The following is a 14,546-nucleotide window of genomic DNA, read 5'->3' on the forward strand; positions in this document are numbered from 1 at the left end:
CGTGTGCAGTCCGGCGAGGCTGGATCGGCGCGGCACCGCGTCCCCGCAAGGGGATCGGAATCCGGTCCCCTAGCCACCACGCGGCGCCCCGCACATCCGGGGTCGCCGACAGCGACACGAAGGCCACAGTCCCGCGACTTCGGTACGGCCGGCGTCGAGATGGATTGGCCCCCTTCCCGCGATCCGCTAAGCGGCAGGGGCGATGCCCCATCTCTATCTCGTCGACGGCTCGGGCTACATCTTCCGTGCCTATCACCGGCTGCCGCCGCTCACCAACAAGCATGGCGAGCCGGTAGGCGCCGTCTATGGCTATACGACGATGCTGTGGAAGCTCGCCGACGATCTGCACAAGGCGGACGGCCCCACGCACATGGCGGTCATCCTCGACAAGTCGAGCCAGACGTTCCGCAACGAACTCTACGACCAGTACAAGGCGCATCGTCCGCCGCCACCGGAGGATCTGGTTCCCCAGTTCCCGATGATCCGCGACGCGACGCGCGCCTTCTCGCTTCCCTGTATCGAGGAACAGGGCTGGGAGGCGGACGACCTGATCGCGAGCTATACCAAGGCGGCGCTGGCGCAGGGCTGGCAGGTGACGATCGTCAGTTCCGACAAGGACCTGATGCAATTGATGACCGATCCGTCGGTCGACATGCTCGACACGATGAACAATCGTCGTCTCGGGCCGGAGGCAGTGGTCGAGAAATTCGGTGTCGGGCCGGAGAAGCTCGGCGACGTGCTGGCGTTGATGGGCGACAGCGTCGACAACGTGCCCGGCGTGCCCGGCGTCGGCCCCAAGACGGCGGCAAAGCTCATCCTGGAGCATGGCGACGTCGAGGGCGTGCTCGCCGCGGCGGACGGCATGAAGAAGGGCAAGCTGCGCGAGAATCTGATCGACCATGCCGAGGCGGCGCGGCTGAGCCGCAAGCTGGTCGAACTGGCGTGCGACGTGCCGCTGCCGCAGCCGCTGGAGGAATTGTCGCTGGCGGACGGCATTCCGGACGCACCGTTGCGGGCGTTCCTGGAGCATCACGGTTTCCGCTCCCTCCTGACGCGACTGGGAGAGGTCGCGGATGCGCCGGTGCCCGAATCGGCCACCGACGTCGCGTTCGACGACGAGGAGCCCGCCTGCAACCACGACGGCTATGAGACGGTCGTCGACGTCGCGGCGCTCGACCGGTGGATACGGGTCGCGCGCCATCAGGGCTGGGTCGCGATCGATACCGAGACGACCGCCAAGGACCCGATGCTTGCCGAGCTGGTCGGGGTGTCGATGGCACTCGCGCCCAATCTCGCCTGCTATGTGCCCCTTGCCCATGGGGGGACCGACATGTTCGCCGAACGGCCGCCGCAGCTGGACATGGCGGAAGCGCTGGCGAAGCTGAAGCCGCTCCTCGAGGACCCGAGCGTTCTCAAGATCGGGCACAACCTCAAATACGACATGATCGTGCTCGGCCGGCGCGGCATCGAGGTCGCGCCCTATGACGACACGATCGTGATGAGCTTCGACCTGGACGCGGGTCTGCACGGCCACGCCATGGACGAGCTTGCCGCGACGCATCTGTCGCACAGCTGCATCGCCTACAAGGACGTCGTCGGCACGGGCAAAAAGGCGCTGGGGTTCCACGAGGTCGATCTGAAGGCCGCGACGCGTTACGCCGCCGAGGATGCGGACGTCACCTTGCGTCTCTGGCGGCGGTTCGCGGCGCGACTGCCGGTCGAGGGTGGCACGCGCATCTACCAGATGGTCGATCGCCCGCTCGTCTCCGTGATCGCGCGGATGGAGCAGCGCGGCATCAAGGTCGATCGTGAGACGCTGGCGCAGCTCTCCGGTACGTTCTCGACGCAGATTGCCGCGCTGGAGGAAACCGTCCATGCGCTCGCCGGCGGCCCCTTCACAATCGGCAGCCCGAAGCAGCTGGGCGACGTGCTGTTCGAACGCATGGGGCTGAAGGGCGGCCGCAAGGGCAAGAGCGGCGTCTATTCGACCGACGTCACCGAGCTGGAGCGGCTGGCGGCGGACAAGGATTCGCCTGGCGCGGCGATCGCGACGAAGGTGCTCGAGTGGCGTCAGCTCACCAAGCTAAAGAACACCTATACCGATACGCTCCAGGAGCAGATCAATCCGACGACGGGCCGCGTTCACACCAGCTATTCGCTGACCGGCGCCCAGACCGGACGTCTTTCCTCCACCGACCCGAACCTGCAGAACATTCCGATCCGCACCGAGGTCGGGCGGCAGATCCGCGACGCCTTCGTCGCCGAGCCGGGCAACGTCATCCTCGCCGCCGACTATTCGCAGATCGAGTTGCGGCTGGCGGCGCATATGGCGGACGTGCCGCAGCTGCGCGAGGCCTTCGCCCGTGGCGACGACATCCACAGCCTGACCGCGCAGGAGCTTTTCGGCGAAGTGACGCGCGATACGCGCGCCAGCGCCAAGACGATCAACTTCGCGATTCTCTATGGCATCAGCCGCTGGGGCCTTGCCGGCCGCCTCGACATCGGCGCCGACGAGGCGCAGGCGATGATCGACCGCTATTTCGATCGTTTTCCCGGCATCAACCGATATATCGCCGAGACGCTGACGCAGGTGCGCGAGCGCGGTTTCACGGAAACCTTGTTCGGCCGGAAGACCCATTTCCCCCGCATCCGCAGCAAGGTGCAGCACGAGCGCCAGGGCGCGGAACGCGCCGCGATCAACGCTCCGATCCAGGGAACGAGCGCGGACATCATCAAGCGCGCGATGGTGCGGATGGAGCCGGCGCTCGCCGAAGCCGGCCTCTCGCAGGTGCGCATGCTGCTGCAGGTGCATGACGAACTCGTCTTCGAGCTGCCGGAAGGCGATGTCGCACGTGCCAAGCCGGTGATTGAACACGTCATGGCGACGGCCGCGGAGCCGGCGATACGGCTCAGCGTACCGCTGGGGATCGAAATCGGCGTCGGTCCCAGCTGGGGAGCCGCGCATTGATCGCCCTTACGGACGGTTTTGCTCCCTGCGTTCCGATGGTCCTTCGCCGATGATGTCCGACAGTCAGGACATCGACGCGCTGGCCAAGGGCGGGCGCACCAATATCGCGGGGTTCATCCTGCGTCTTGCCGCACGCATCCCGTTCCTGTTCATCGCGGGCCGGCTCTACGGCGCCGATCTCGTCGGCCGGTTCGCCCTTGCGGTGGTGGTGGTCGAACTTGCCGCCCTGCTCGCGACGCTGGGCCTCAAGCGCGGACTGGCGCAGGCGCTGTCCTCGGCGGACGATCGGTCGCACGTCGACGTCGTCTGGGACGCTCTGGCGGTCGCCTTCCTCGCATCGATCGCCGCAAGCGCGGTGCTGATCGCCTTTCCCGAGGTGATGTACGCCAACACGCAGGTCACGGGGCTCGACCGGTTCCTTCCCTGCATCATCGTCGCGGTCGCCTGGTCCGACGTCAGCCTCGCCGCGCTCGCCTATCGTCATGACGTCAAGGCCGCCGTCACGGCGCGTGCGGTGGTGGAACCGTGGACGATCTCGATCGCCGCCTGGGCCTTCTCCTTCGTCACGATCAAGGACGGGCTCGTCCTTTCCTATGTCGCTTCGATGACCGCGGCGCTGATCGCCAGCATCGTGCCGTTCCTGCGCAGCTATGGCCTGCCGCACGACTGGTCGCCGCGTCCGGGCGCCTTGTTCGCGCTGGCCCGCGCCAACGCCCCGCTCGCCGGTGCGGACGCGCTGGAATGGGGAAGCCGCAATGTGGATCGTTTCATCCTGGGCATGGCGTTCGAACCCAAGGTGGTCGGTATCTATTACATGGCCCAGCAGGTCGCGAGCCTGCCCCAGAAGCTCAAGACGAGCTTCGACCCCATCCTGGGGCCCGTCATCACGCAAAGCCTGGCGATCGGCGATCGCGCCGCCATCGCCAACCAGGTGCGGCAGGTCGCCTTCTGGATCATGGCGGCGCAAGGCTGCCTGGCGTTGATGGGTTCGATCCCCGGGGAAGCGGTGATGGGCGTCGTCGGGCCGCAGTTCGTGGCGGGCAGCTATGCCCTGGGCTTTCTGCTCACCGCGGAAGTGCTCGCCTCCACCGGCGCGGTGTGCGAATCGGCGCTGGTCTATACCGCGCGTCATCGCAATCTGATGATATCCACCGCGATGCTGGGCGTGCAGATCCTGCTCAGCATCGGCTTCATCGTGGCCGCCCGCCGCCTCGGCTGGCCCGAGACATGGCAGGCGGCCGGCCCCGCGCTCGCCCTGATGTTGAGCGTCGGCATGACGTCGCTGATCAAGGCGCGGCTGCTGGGCCGCATCCTCGGGGCGCCCGTGTCGCCGTGGCGCTGGACGCTCGCGGGTGCTGCCGTCGCGGCGATCGTCGTGGGGACCGCTTTCACCATGCTGCCGCATCGGCTCGAATGGGCAGAGCTTCTGTTCGGCGAACCCGCGATCGCGGGGACCTATCTGCTGATCCTGTGGAAATTCGCCTTCGGCCCCGGCGACCGTACCCTTTTTGGGAAGATGCCGCGCGCGGAGAATGCCACCTTGCCCAACGTCGGCGCGCCCGTCCCCTGATCGGATCATGCATGGCTCGATCAGCGCCGCGAACGGCCGGTCGGCGTCTGGCTGGTCAGGAAGATCGGATGTCCGCGAACATGCGATTTTCCGCGACGGGCACGATTTGCGGAGGATTTGGACAGCGCGAACCCCCAGCCCGCACGTGGCGTCGGAACTTGGACTTCAAAGGCGAAACCGCTTCAGATCCGCTTAGAAGCGGAAGGCCGTGCCCACGTATACCGACTGGCTGTCGCGATGATCGTCGTCACCCAGCCGCGCCAGCCGCTCGCGATCCGACCGATAGCGCATGCCCGCGGTCAGATCGATATGCCGCGTCAGCGAGTAGGAACTCGATAGATCGACCGAATAGCTCGGTGCCTCCTCGACGAGCTTGCTCGTTCCCGCCAGCGGACGATCGGTGGTCGCGGTCAGTCTGCTGCTCGCGCGACCGGCCTTGTAGGTCAGCGCGACGTCGGTCGTCTCGCGGCTGCCGGGCTGCGGGCCCATGTCCAGGTGCGATACGTCGCCAGACAGGGAGAAGCGCTTCCACGCCACAGATGCGCCGAGGCTGTATGCGCTCGGCTGGATACCCAGAGTAGCAGGCTTGGCCAGACCGGCGCGGCTGGCATCGGCGGCGGCGAGCGCGACGCGGTTCGAGCGCGCGCGCACAGCCACGGTGATCGCCCGCTTGTCCTGCGTCGATTCCGCCGGCGTGAACCGGAACGCCGTGTCGTCGAGACCGGCGCGTGCCATCACGGCCGCGAGGCGCGGATCGGCGGCTGCAGGCGTGAAGGCGCCGGAAAAGCGGAGCGGGGCGGCGATACGGCGCACGCCCTGCGCCTTCTCCGCGGCACCGAATGCGGGTGCGACAGCGATGCCGGTGGCGACAAGCGCCCCCGCCATCAATGCAGCCATCGCACGCTTCGTGCTCACGAGTCGAACCCCATCAGAATCCCGCAGCAACGCGCCTACCACGATTCGGCCGCACGCCAACATGCCCAACCGTGTCACGGCCGCATCATTTTGTCCGACTGTTGCATCAGACACACAGGTTGTCTCATCGGCACGGCTTCTTGCGGGCGCATCGGCGCGCCTGTAGGGATGAAAGGGATTTCTCGACCAAGGACTACCCGCCCATGATCCGCCCGTTGCGCACCGCCCTCATGGTCGCCGTCGTCGCACTGCCGCTTGCCGCATGCGGCGGCCGCAGCGGCACGGCCCAGGCCGATCTCGCCGCGTCGAAGGTTACGACGATCGGCGTCAATTCCTATCTATGGCGCGCCAGCCTCGATACCCTGTCGTTCATGCCCCTGGTGCAGACCGACTCGAACGGCGGCGTCATCGTCACCGACTGGTATGTCAATCCGCAGGTGCCGACCGAGCGGATGAAGGTTACCGTGTCCATCCTCGACCAGGATCTGCGCGCGGACGCAGTGCGTGTCGCTGCGCTGCGCGAGGTCAATCGCGGCGGTCAGTGGGTATCCGCGCCGGTAGCCGCCGCGACGACCCAGAAGCTCGAGGATATCATCCTGACCAAGGCGCGGGACCTGCGCCGTGCGTCTATCGCCGGCTGAGGCCGGAGGCGATGCCGGGGCCAGGATCGGGCGAGCAGCGCGCAGCGTTGCTTCCCGGACGCCGCCCGGCACCGCATGAAGCGCAGCCGAAAACATGAATGGAGTTCAGCCCAAAGTGGCATCACGCTTCAACGCACTGAAGGCGGACGCCGCCTGGCAGGCGATCTGGGACGACCGTCGCACATTTGCGGCAAAAGACGATAGCGGCAAGCCGCAGAGCTATGTGCTGGAGATGTTCCCCTATCCGTCGGGGCGCATCCACATGGGCCATGTCCGCAACTATACGATGGGCGACGTACTGGCCCGCTATCGTCGCATGCGCGGCTATGAAGTGCTGCACCCGATGGGCTGGGACGCATTCGGCATGCCTGCCGAGAATGCCGCGATGGAAAAGGGCGTGCATCCGGGCACCTGGACCCGCGCCAATATCGCGACGATGAAGGCGCAGCTCAAGCGGCTCGGCTTCGCGCTGGACTGGACGCGCGAACTGGCGACGTGCGAGCCCGAGTATTACGGGCACGAGCAGGCGCTGTTCCTCGACATGTTCGCGAACGGACTCGTCTATCGCAAGGAATCCGCGGTCAACTGGGATCCGGTCGACATGACCGTGCTCGCCAACGAGCAGGTGATCGACGGGCGCGGTTGGCGATCCGGCGCTTTGGTCGAGAAGCGCAAACTGAGCCAGTGGTTCCTCAAGATCACGGACTTCGCCGACGAGCTGATCGAGGGGCTTGGCGATCTCAAGGACTGGCCGGACAAGGTCAAGCTGATGCAGGAGAACTGGATCGGCAAGAGCCAGGGCCTGCAATTCCGCTTCGACCTGTCGAACGGCGAATCCGTCGAGGTCTTCTCGACCCGCCCGGACACGATCTTCGGTGCAAGCTTCGTCGCGGTCGCGGCCGATCACCCGATCGCACAGGCTTTGGCTGATCGGCCCGAAGTGGCGGCGTTCATCGAGCGCTGCAAACAGGGCGGCACCACCGCCGCGGAGCTCGAGACGCAGGAGAAGCTCGGCTTTGACACCGGTCTGACCGCCGCGCATCCGCTCGACCCCGATTGGCGTCTGCCCGTCTTCATCGCGAATTTCGTGCTGATGGACTATGGAACCGGCGCCGTCTTCGGTGTGCCGGCCCATGACCAGCGCGACCTCGATTTCGCGCGTAAATACGCGCTGCCCGTACGCCGCGTGGTGTCCGAGGGCGAGCGGACGGATCCGGCCTTCGACGGCGACGAAGCCTATACCGGGCCGGGCACGATCGTGAATTCGCGGTTCCTCGACGGCATGGACATCGAGGATGCCAAGCGCGCGGTGATACGCCGCGCCGAAGAGGACGGCTGGGGCAAGGGATCGACCGTCTATCGCCTGCGCGACTGGGGCGTCAGCCGCCAGCGTTACTGGGGTACGCCGATCCCGATCATCCATTGCGCCGCCTGCGGCGCCGTGCCGGTCCCCAAGGAGCAGCTGCCCGTCCGCCTGCCGGAAGATGTGACGTTCGACGTTCCCGGCAATCCGCTCGACCGGCATCCGACGTGGAAGCACGTCCCCTGCCCGTCCTGCGGCGGCGAAGCGCTGCGCGAAACCGACACGCTCGACACCTTCGCCGATTCCAGCTGGTACTTCATCCGCTTCGCCAGCCAGCCCGACGACAAGCCCTTCGACCGGGCGGTGGCGGAAAGCTGGCTACCCGTCGGCCAGTATATCGGCGGCGTCGAGCACGCGATCCTCCACCTGCTCTACGCACGGTTCTGGACGCGCGCGCTCCGGCATATCGGCATGCTCGATATCGCGGAGCCGTTCACCGGCCTGTTCACGCAGGGCATGGTGACGCACGAGACCTATAAATCCTCCGACGGTCGCTGGCTCTCCCCTGCGGAGGTCGAAAACGGCATCGAAATCGCGACCGGTCAGCCGATTCAGGTCGGCCGCGTCGAGAAGATGTCAAAGTCCAAGAAGAACACCGTCGATCCCGAACCGATCGTCGACCAATATGGCGCGGACGCGACGCGTTGGTTCATGCTGTCGGATTCGCCGCCGGAACGGGACCTGCCCTGGTCGGAAGCGGGCATCGAAGGGTCGTGGCGGTTCGTCCAGCGGCTGTGGCGCTTGTTCGACGCCGATCCGGCAGAACCCGGTGAAGGCGGCGACCCCGCGCTCGACCGCAAGCTTCATCAGACGATCCAGGGCGTCGGCGCAGACATCGAAGCGCTGGCCTTCAACAAGGCCGTCGCCAAATTGTACGAACTGACCAGCGCCATCGAGAAGGCCGCCCCGTCGCCATCGCGCAGCAACGCGATCCATGGGCTGATGCTGTTGGTCGCCCCGATGGTACCGCATATCGCCGAGGAGGCCTGGGCGAAGAAGGGGGCGGAGAACGGCTTCGATGGCCTGATCGCCGACGCATCCTGGCCAGAGGTAGATGCGGCGCTTCTCATCGAGGATGAGATGACGATCGCGGTGCAGGTCAACGGCAAGCTGCGCGACACGCTGACCCTTCCGAAAACCTTGGCGAAGGAGGACGTCGAGGCCGCCGCCCTCGCCTCCGACAAGATCGTCCGCACCCTCGAGGGCAAGGCCCCCAAGAAGGTGATCGTCGTTCCCGGCCGGCTGGTGAACATCGTCGCATGATGAATCGGCTCATCCTTCCCCTGCTGCTGCTGGCGCCGCTCACCGCCTGCGGCCTGCATCCGCTCTACGCGGGGGGTGCCGGTGGTGGCGTCGCGCAGACGCTGGCGGCGGTCGACGTCGCGCCGATCCAGGGCAAATCCGGCTGGCTGATGGCAAACGCGCTGCGCGACCGGCTCGCCGCCTCGGGCACACCGCGCTACCGCCTTGACGTCAAGCTCGACGATTCGATCGCGGGCCTTGGCGTACGGCGTGACGACAGCGTAACCCGTGAGCGACGGACGCTCCGGGCACGATATCAGTTGGTCGATCTCAGCGATGGCGCGGTAATGCTCGACGCGACGGCCGGGTCGGACGCCGGCATCGATGTCATCGCGTCGTCGGAATATGCGACCATCGCCGCGGAAAATACCGCGCTGGAACGTTTGTCAGGCATCGTCGCCGACCAGATCGTCGCGAAGCTAGCGTTGTACGCCCGGCGCCGTCAGCCGGCGCGCTGATGCGGCTGGCGCGCCCGTGAAGGCCAATGCGCGCGATATCCGCGCCGCGATGGAACGTCCGTCGCCGGACATGCGCCTGTTTTTGCTGCATGGACCGGATGCATCGACGGCAGCCGAACTCGCCGGTCGACTGGCGCATGCGATGGGCCCGGATGCGGAACGGATCGATCTGGACGGGGCAACGCTGAAGGGCGACCCGGCCCGGCTCGTCGACGAGGCCGCCGCCTTGTCGCTGTTCGGTGGCGCCCGCCATATCCGCATAGCGTCGGTCGGAGAGGAAAGCCTAGACGCCCTGTCGGCTCTGTTGAACGCGGATCATGCCGGCAACCCGGTGGTTGCCCTCGCGCCGACGGTCAAGTCGACGGCGAAGATCGTCAAACTGGCGATCGACAGTCCCCGGGCGATGGCATTCGCCTGCTACGAACCGAGCGCCGCCGATCTGGAGAAGCTGGCGGCGACGCTGCTACGCGACGCAGGCATGCGGCCGCATGGCGCGGTGACGCATCGGCTTGCTGCCGCCTGCGCCAACGATCGCGCCATCCTTGCCAAGGAAATTGACAAGCTTGCGCTGTTCCTCGATGCGGCGCCCGATCGCCCGAGAGACGCGGATGAGGCCGCGCTCGATGCGATCGGCGCCGACCTCGGGGAAGCCGAAATGGGGAGCGTGATCGAGGCGATCGTGGCCGGGCGAACCGCCGTCCTCGGCGCCGAACTCGTCCGCCTGAACGAGGCGGGCACGTCGCCTATACCATGGCTGCGTCTGCTCGCGCGTCGGCTGATGACGCTAGCCGAGATGCGGGCGGACATCGACGGTGGCGCGACACAGGACAGCGTCTTCAAGCGTCACCGGATATTCTTCCGCGAGGAAGCGGCGACCGCGCAGGCATTGCGCCGCTGGACGCCTGCGATGTTGGCGACCGCGTTGATGCGCGTCCGCCACGCCGAGCGCGCGGTGATGGCGAGCGGCAATGCGGGCAGCGTGGTCGCGGACCATGCCATGACCGAACTCACCCGCAGCGTCGAGCGCCGCGGCTAGTATGCGATCCAGCGAGGCTGGATCAGCGCGATACCGGCCCTCACTCACTCCCGGAAGCTCATTCACTATAGCCTGCGTAGGCGGCCGTCTGTGGGTGGGGGCCGGTACGGCTTCCACGTAAGTGGATCAAATTCCGGGGTTCAGATCGTGTCGCCCGTCAATCGCTGGCAGATCATGTCGAGCTGATCGAGCGTCGAATAGCTGAGCGTCAGCGTACCGCCCTTCTCGCCGAACGCGACGCGCACACCAAGACCGAGAAGGTCGGACAGCTGCCGTTCCAGCGCGGCGATGTCCGCATCGGGTTCCGGCGCGACGACGCGCGTCGCAGGCCTGCCGCCCGCGCGCTCGGGCTTGGCCCCCTTTGCCAGCTTCTCCGTCTCCCGGACCGATAGGCCACGGGCTATGACCTGCTCGGCAAGCCCTTCGACATCGCGCGATCCCAGCAGCGCGCGCGCATGACCCATCGATAGCGATCCATCGGTGACACGCGCCTGGACGGGATCCGGTAATTCGAGCAACCGCAGAAGATTAGCGACGTGGCTGCGCGACTTATGCACGATTTTGGCCAGCGCCTCCTGCGTATGGCCGTACTCTCCCGCAAGCCTCTGATATGCTTGGGCTTCTTCTATCGCATTGAGATCCTGCCGCTGGATGTTCTCGATCAGCGCGATCTCGAGCGTTTGCGCATCGTCGAATTCGCGGACGACGACGGGCACTTCGTGCAACCGCGCCCGCTGCGCCGCGCGCCACCGTCGCTCGCCCGCGACGATCTGATAATCGTGCCCATGCGGGCGCACGACGATGGGCTGGATCAATCCGCGGGCGGAGATCGAAGCCGCCAGTTCATCGAGGGCCGCCTCATCGAAATGGCGACGCGGCTGGTCCGGATGCGGCGACAGCGCGCTCACCGGCAGCATGCGTACCCCTGACGGTACCGGCGCCGCGCCATCCCGCGAGATCGGCGCCTCGCTCGCCATTTCGCCCAATAGGGCGGAAAGGCCCCTTCCCAACCCTGCCGGTCGCTGCCGCTTTCCCTGTTCGCTCATGCCGCGACCGCCTGTTGCGGCAGACGCGCGATCAGCTCGCGCGCGAGGTCGATATAGGCTTGCGATCCGGAGCAGCGATGATCGTAGATCAATGCGGGCAGCCCGTGGCTCGGCGCCTCCGAAAGGCGGACGTTACGCGGAATGACCGTGTCGAACACGACCCGCCCCAACACCGCGCGGACATCGGCGGCAACCTGTTCGGTCAGCCTGTTACGCCGGTCATACATGGTGAGCGCGACCCCCAGGATGGCGAGACCGGGGTTGAACCGCTCGCGGATGCGTTCGACCGTCGTCAACAATTGCGACAGGCCCTCGAGCGCGAAGAACTCGCATTGCAGCGGCACGAGCAGCTTGTCGGCCGCAACCATCGCATTGATCGTCAGAAGACCCAGAGATGGCGGGCAATCGATCAGCACGATGTCCCACGCATTGCTTGCACGCCGCAGAGCATGGTCGAGCCGATGCGTACGTGCATCGAATTCGACCAGCTCGATCTCTGCGCCGGACAGGTCGACGGTCGCCGGAACGAGGTCGAGCCGCGGCACGCGCGTCGCCACCACCGCATCGCCGACCTCGGCCTCGCCGACCAGGACGTGATAGCTGGAGCGGGCGCGCTGCGACTGGCCGATCCCCAGTCCGGTGGAGGCATTCCCCTGGGGATCCAGATCGATCAACAGCACGCGCTTTCCGGTCGCCGCGAGAGCCGTGCCGAGGTTGATCGCGCTGGTCGTCTTACCGACCCCGCCCTTTTGATTAGCGACCGCTATGACCGTCACGCTCTTCGCTCTCCCACCACGATCGACGATCCCACGTCGGTCAGGCTTTGTTTCACGTGAAACATCCAGTGACGATTCTGCCGCAACGCCGCGAGGTGATCCGCCTCCAATCGTCCGCGCGGCAGGATCCAACGCGTTCCCGCTGTGGCGCAATGCTCGGCTGCATGCAAAAGCTTTTCGACAGACGCGACCGCGCGCGCACTGATGACATCGAACTGTCCGTCGACCTGTTCGACCTTGGCCTGAAGGATCCGTCCCCGCGCGATACCAAGCGTGTCGACACACTGCTGGAGAAATTCCACGCGCCGCCGACGGGGCTCCACCATCGTCACCTCGGCGTCGCTGAGGATGGCGACGACAACACCGGGGAATCCACCGCCCGTTCCGATATCGAGCCACGAGCTGAACGGCTTCCCCGCCAGCTCGATCAGTTGTGCGGAGTCCAATGCATGGCGCACCCAGATCGTGTCGATCGTCGACGGCGCGATCAGGTTCTGCTGCGCATTTTCGATTTTCACGCGATCAACGAATTGCGCGACCAGATTCGTCTTCGCTTCACCGAAACGGGTGGAGATCCATGCCCGTGCGTCGTCCTCGGTCACGCCGCCATCCTCTGCGCGTGCAAGTAGATCGCGGAAAGGGCAGCCGGTGTAATCCCGCGCACCCTACCCGCCGCGCCCAGCGTCTCGGGGCGCGCCATCCGCAATCGATCCACCATCTCGTTGGACAGACCCGGGATCGACGCATAGTCGAGCGACGGAGGCAGGGCCACGTGCTCATCCCGGCGCATCCGCGCGATCTCCTCCGCCTGCCGCTCGAGATAGGGCGCATAGCGCGCGTCTTCGACCAGCTCGTTGATCACGTCGAGCGGCGCGATATCGGATAGGGTCGGCAGGAACGCGTCGAGGGCGACACCGGGCAGGCGCATCCACTCGAACAGGCTGCGGCGACTGCCGTCCTGGGCAACGGTCACACCGGCATTCGCCAGCGCCGTGGCGGTGAACGGGGTCGCGAGTTCGGCGCGGACGCGCGTGCGCGCACTCTCCCGCGCCTCACGATGGGCGATCCTCGCATCACCCAGGCAGCCGAGTGACGATGCGATCGTACCCAGCCTTGTCTCCGCGTTGTCGGCGCGCAACGACAGACGATATTCCGCGCGTGCGGTCAGCATCCGATAGGGTTCCGTCACCCCTTGGAGGACGAGGTCGTCGACCATGACGCCGATGTAGCTCGTTGCGCGGTCGAGCACGCACGGTTGTCGGTCGCAAGCATCGGCGGCGGCATTCAGTCCGGCGATTAGGCCCTGCCCCGCGGCCTCTTCGTATCCGGTGGTGCCGTTGATCTGGCCGGCGCAATAGACGCCGGGTATCGCGCGCAATGCCAATCGCGGATCGAGGCTGCGCGGGTCGAGATAGTCATATTCCACGGCATAGCCAGGAACCGTGATACGGGTCCGCTCCAGGCCCGGAATGGTTGCGATCAGTCTCGTCTGTACATCGACCGGCAGCGATGTGGAGAGGCCGTTGGGATAAACGGTCGCATCATCGAGGCCCTCAGGCTCCAGGAAAATCTGATGCCCGTCCCGATCGCCGAAACGGTGGATCTTGTCCTCGATCGACGGACAATAGCGCGGCCCCTGCCCCTCGATCACGCCGCCGAACAACGGTGACCGGTCGAGGCCGGCGCGTATGACATCGTGCGTCGCGGCGTTGGTACGCGTGACGGCACACGCGACCTCCGGATTGAGCCGGCCCGTCGTCATCGAAGACATCGTCCATGGCTCAGCGTCAGACCTCTGCTCCTCCAATCGCGCCCAATCGATCGTCCGCCCGTCGAGGCGGGGCGGCGTACCGGTCTTCAACCGTTCCATCGGCAAGCCAAGGGATCGCAACTGGTAAGCAAGTCGCTTCGCGGGTCGTTCGCCAATGCGACCGCCCTCCTCCCGCTCCTCGCCGCGAAACATCTTGGCTCCGAGGAAGGTGCCGGTGGCGAGAACGACGGTCCGGCCCGGTATCCGGCTTCCGTCGGATAGCTCCACACCCGCCGCGCGACCGTGATCGATCAGGAGCGCTTCGACGTCGCCCTCGACGATCTGCAATGCGGGGAGTGCGGCGAGCATGCTTTGTATCGCGCGACTGTACAACCTTCGATCTGCCTGGACCCTGGGTCCCTGTACGGCCGCTCCCTTGCTGCGGTTGAGCATGCGATAGTGGATCGCGGCGGCATCCGCCGCCTGCGCGATGAGCCCGTCAAAGGCATCGACTTCGCGGACGATATGCCCCTTGCCCAACCCGCCTATCGCTGGGTTGCAAGACATGGCGCCAACCGTCGTGGCATCGAAACTGACAAGGGCGGTACGCGCGCCTCGCCGTGCGGCGGCAGCGGCTGCCTCGGTCCCGGCATGTCCGCCGCCGACCACGATCACATCGAACATGATCGACGCCTAGGTCACGTCGCGGCGGAGGTCAAAA

11 protein-coding genes are annotated in these 14,546 nt (G+C 66.2%); 6 read left to right on the forward strand and 5 right to left on the reverse strand.

Annotated features, from left to right (window positions below; translation table 11 throughout):
* Positions 1-202: 202 nt before the first annotated feature.
* Positions 203-2,968: a DNA polymerase I gene (gene polA, locus RF701_RS11325; protein WP_308815010.1), complete on the forward strand. Its 2,766-nt coding sequence runs from the start codon at positions 203-205 to the stop codon at positions 2,966-2,968.
* 52 nt (positions 2,969-3,020) lie between these two features.
* Entirely contained in the window at positions 3,021-4,538 is a 1,518-nt protein-coding gene (locus RF701_RS11330) for an oligosaccharide flippase family protein (RefSeq protein WP_308815658.1), read from the forward strand.
* 192 nt (positions 4,539-4,730) lie between these two features.
* Here the strand turns inward: RF701_RS11330 and RF701_RS11335 are convergent, their stop codons facing one another.
* On the reverse strand, positions 4,731-5,453 hold the full coding sequence (locus tag RF701_RS11335; protein WP_308815011.1) for a hypothetical protein: 723 nt from the start codon (positions 5,451-5,453) through the stop codon (positions 4,731-4,733).
* 203 nt (positions 5,454-5,656) lie between these two features.
* Between RF701_RS11335 and RF701_RS11340 the strand changes: the two genes are divergently transcribed.
* The 4 genes from RF701_RS11340 to holA all read left to right on the forward strand — a co-directional run bounded on the left by RF701_RS11340 (position 5,657) and on the right by holA (position 10,253).
* Positions 5,657-6,094 (forward strand): DUF3576 domain-containing protein, encoded by a 438-nt coding sequence (locus RF701_RS11340; protein WP_203309105.1) that lies wholly within the window; start codon positions 5,657-5,659, stop codon positions 6,092-6,094.
* 115 nt (positions 6,095-6,209) lie between these two features.
* Positions 6,210-8,720, forward strand: coding sequence for a leucine--tRNA ligase (leuS, locus tag RF701_RS11345; protein ID WP_210357491.1), 2,511 nt, complete (start codon positions 6,210-6,212; stop codon positions 8,718-8,720).
* Positions 8,717-9,217, forward strand: a complete 501-nt coding sequence (lptE, locus tag RF701_RS11350; RefSeq protein WP_374758619.1) for an LPS assembly lipoprotein LptE — start codon at positions 8,717-8,719, stop codon at positions 9,215-9,217. Before leuS ends, lptE begins: the two co-directional genes overlap by 4 nt.
* Positions 9,218-9,233: 16 nt before the next feature.
* On the forward strand, positions 9,234-10,253 hold the full coding sequence (holA, locus tag RF701_RS11355) for a DNA polymerase III subunit delta (protein ID WP_210357490.1): 1,020 nt from the start codon (positions 9,234-9,236) through the stop codon (positions 10,251-10,253).
* 140 nt (positions 10,254-10,393) lie between these two features.
* Here holA and RF701_RS11360 read toward each other — a convergent pair whose 3' ends face one another.
* Genes RF701_RS11360 through mnmG form a run of 4 tightly spaced genes read right to left on the reverse strand, consistent with a single transcriptional unit; the run spans position 10,394 to position 14,509 of the window.
* On the reverse strand, positions 10,394-11,299 hold the full coding sequence (locus tag RF701_RS11360; protein WP_308815012.1) for a ParB/RepB/Spo0J family partition protein: 906 nt from the start codon (positions 11,297-11,299) through the stop codon (positions 10,394-10,396).
* Positions 11,296-12,075 carry a ParA family protein gene (locus tag RF701_RS11365; RefSeq protein WP_210357488.1) on the reverse strand — a complete coding sequence of 260 codons (780 nt, stop codon included), beginning with the start codon at positions 12,073-12,075 and terminating at the stop codon, positions 11,296-11,298. Before RF701_RS11365 ends, RF701_RS11360 begins: the two co-directional genes overlap by 4 nt.
* Positions 12,072-12,677, reverse strand: a complete 606-nt coding sequence (gene rsmG / locus RF701_RS11370) for a 16S rRNA (guanine(527)-N(7))-methyltransferase RsmG (RefSeq protein ID WP_308815013.1) — start codon at positions 12,675-12,677, stop codon at positions 12,072-12,074. Before rsmG ends, RF701_RS11365 begins: the two co-directional genes overlap by 4 nt.
* The gene (gene mnmG, locus RF701_RS11375) at positions 12,674-14,509 is read right to left on the reverse strand and encodes a tRNA uridine-5-carboxymethylaminomethyl(34) synthesis enzyme MnmG (RefSeq protein ID WP_308815014.1); all 1,836 of its coding nucleotides are present in this window, start codon (positions 14,507-14,509) and stop codon (positions 12,674-12,676) included. Before mnmG ends, rsmG begins: the two co-directional genes overlap by 4 nt.
* Positions 14,510-14,546 lie beyond the last annotated feature (37 nt).

The sequence above is a fragment of the Sphingomonas sp. GV3 genome (assembly GCF_031082075.1).
GTDB classification, from domain to species: Bacteria; Pseudomonadota; Alphaproteobacteria; order Sphingomonadales; family Sphingomonadaceae; genus Sphingomonas; species Sphingomonas beigongshangi.

What these genes read in the sequence shown, in the direction of transcription:
- polA (WP_308815010.1), top strand. Translation starts at nt 203, where the DNA reads ATGCCCCATCTCTATCTCGTCGACGGCTCGGGCTACATCTTCCGTGCC.
- lptE (WP_374758619.1), top strand. Translation starts at nt 8,717, where the DNA reads ATGATGAATCGGCTCATCCTTCCCCTGCTGCTGCTGGCGCCGCTCACC.
- RF701_RS11330 (WP_308815658.1), top strand. Translation starts at nt 3,021, where the DNA reads ATGTCCGACAGTCAGGACATCGACGCGCTGGCCAAGGGCGGGCGCACC.
- RF701_RS11360 (WP_308815012.1), bottom strand. Translation starts at nt 11,299, where the DNA reads ATGAGCGAACAGGGAAAGCGGCAGCGACCGGCAGGGTTGGGAAGGGGC.
- mnmG (WP_308815014.1), bottom strand. Translation starts at nt 14,509, where the DNA reads ATGTTCGATGTGATCGTGGTCGGCGGCGGACATGCCGGGACCGAGGCA.
- RF701_RS11340 (WP_203309105.1), top strand. Translation starts at nt 5,657, where the DNA reads ATGATCCGCCCGTTGCGCACCGCCCTCATGGTCGCCGTCGTCGCACTG.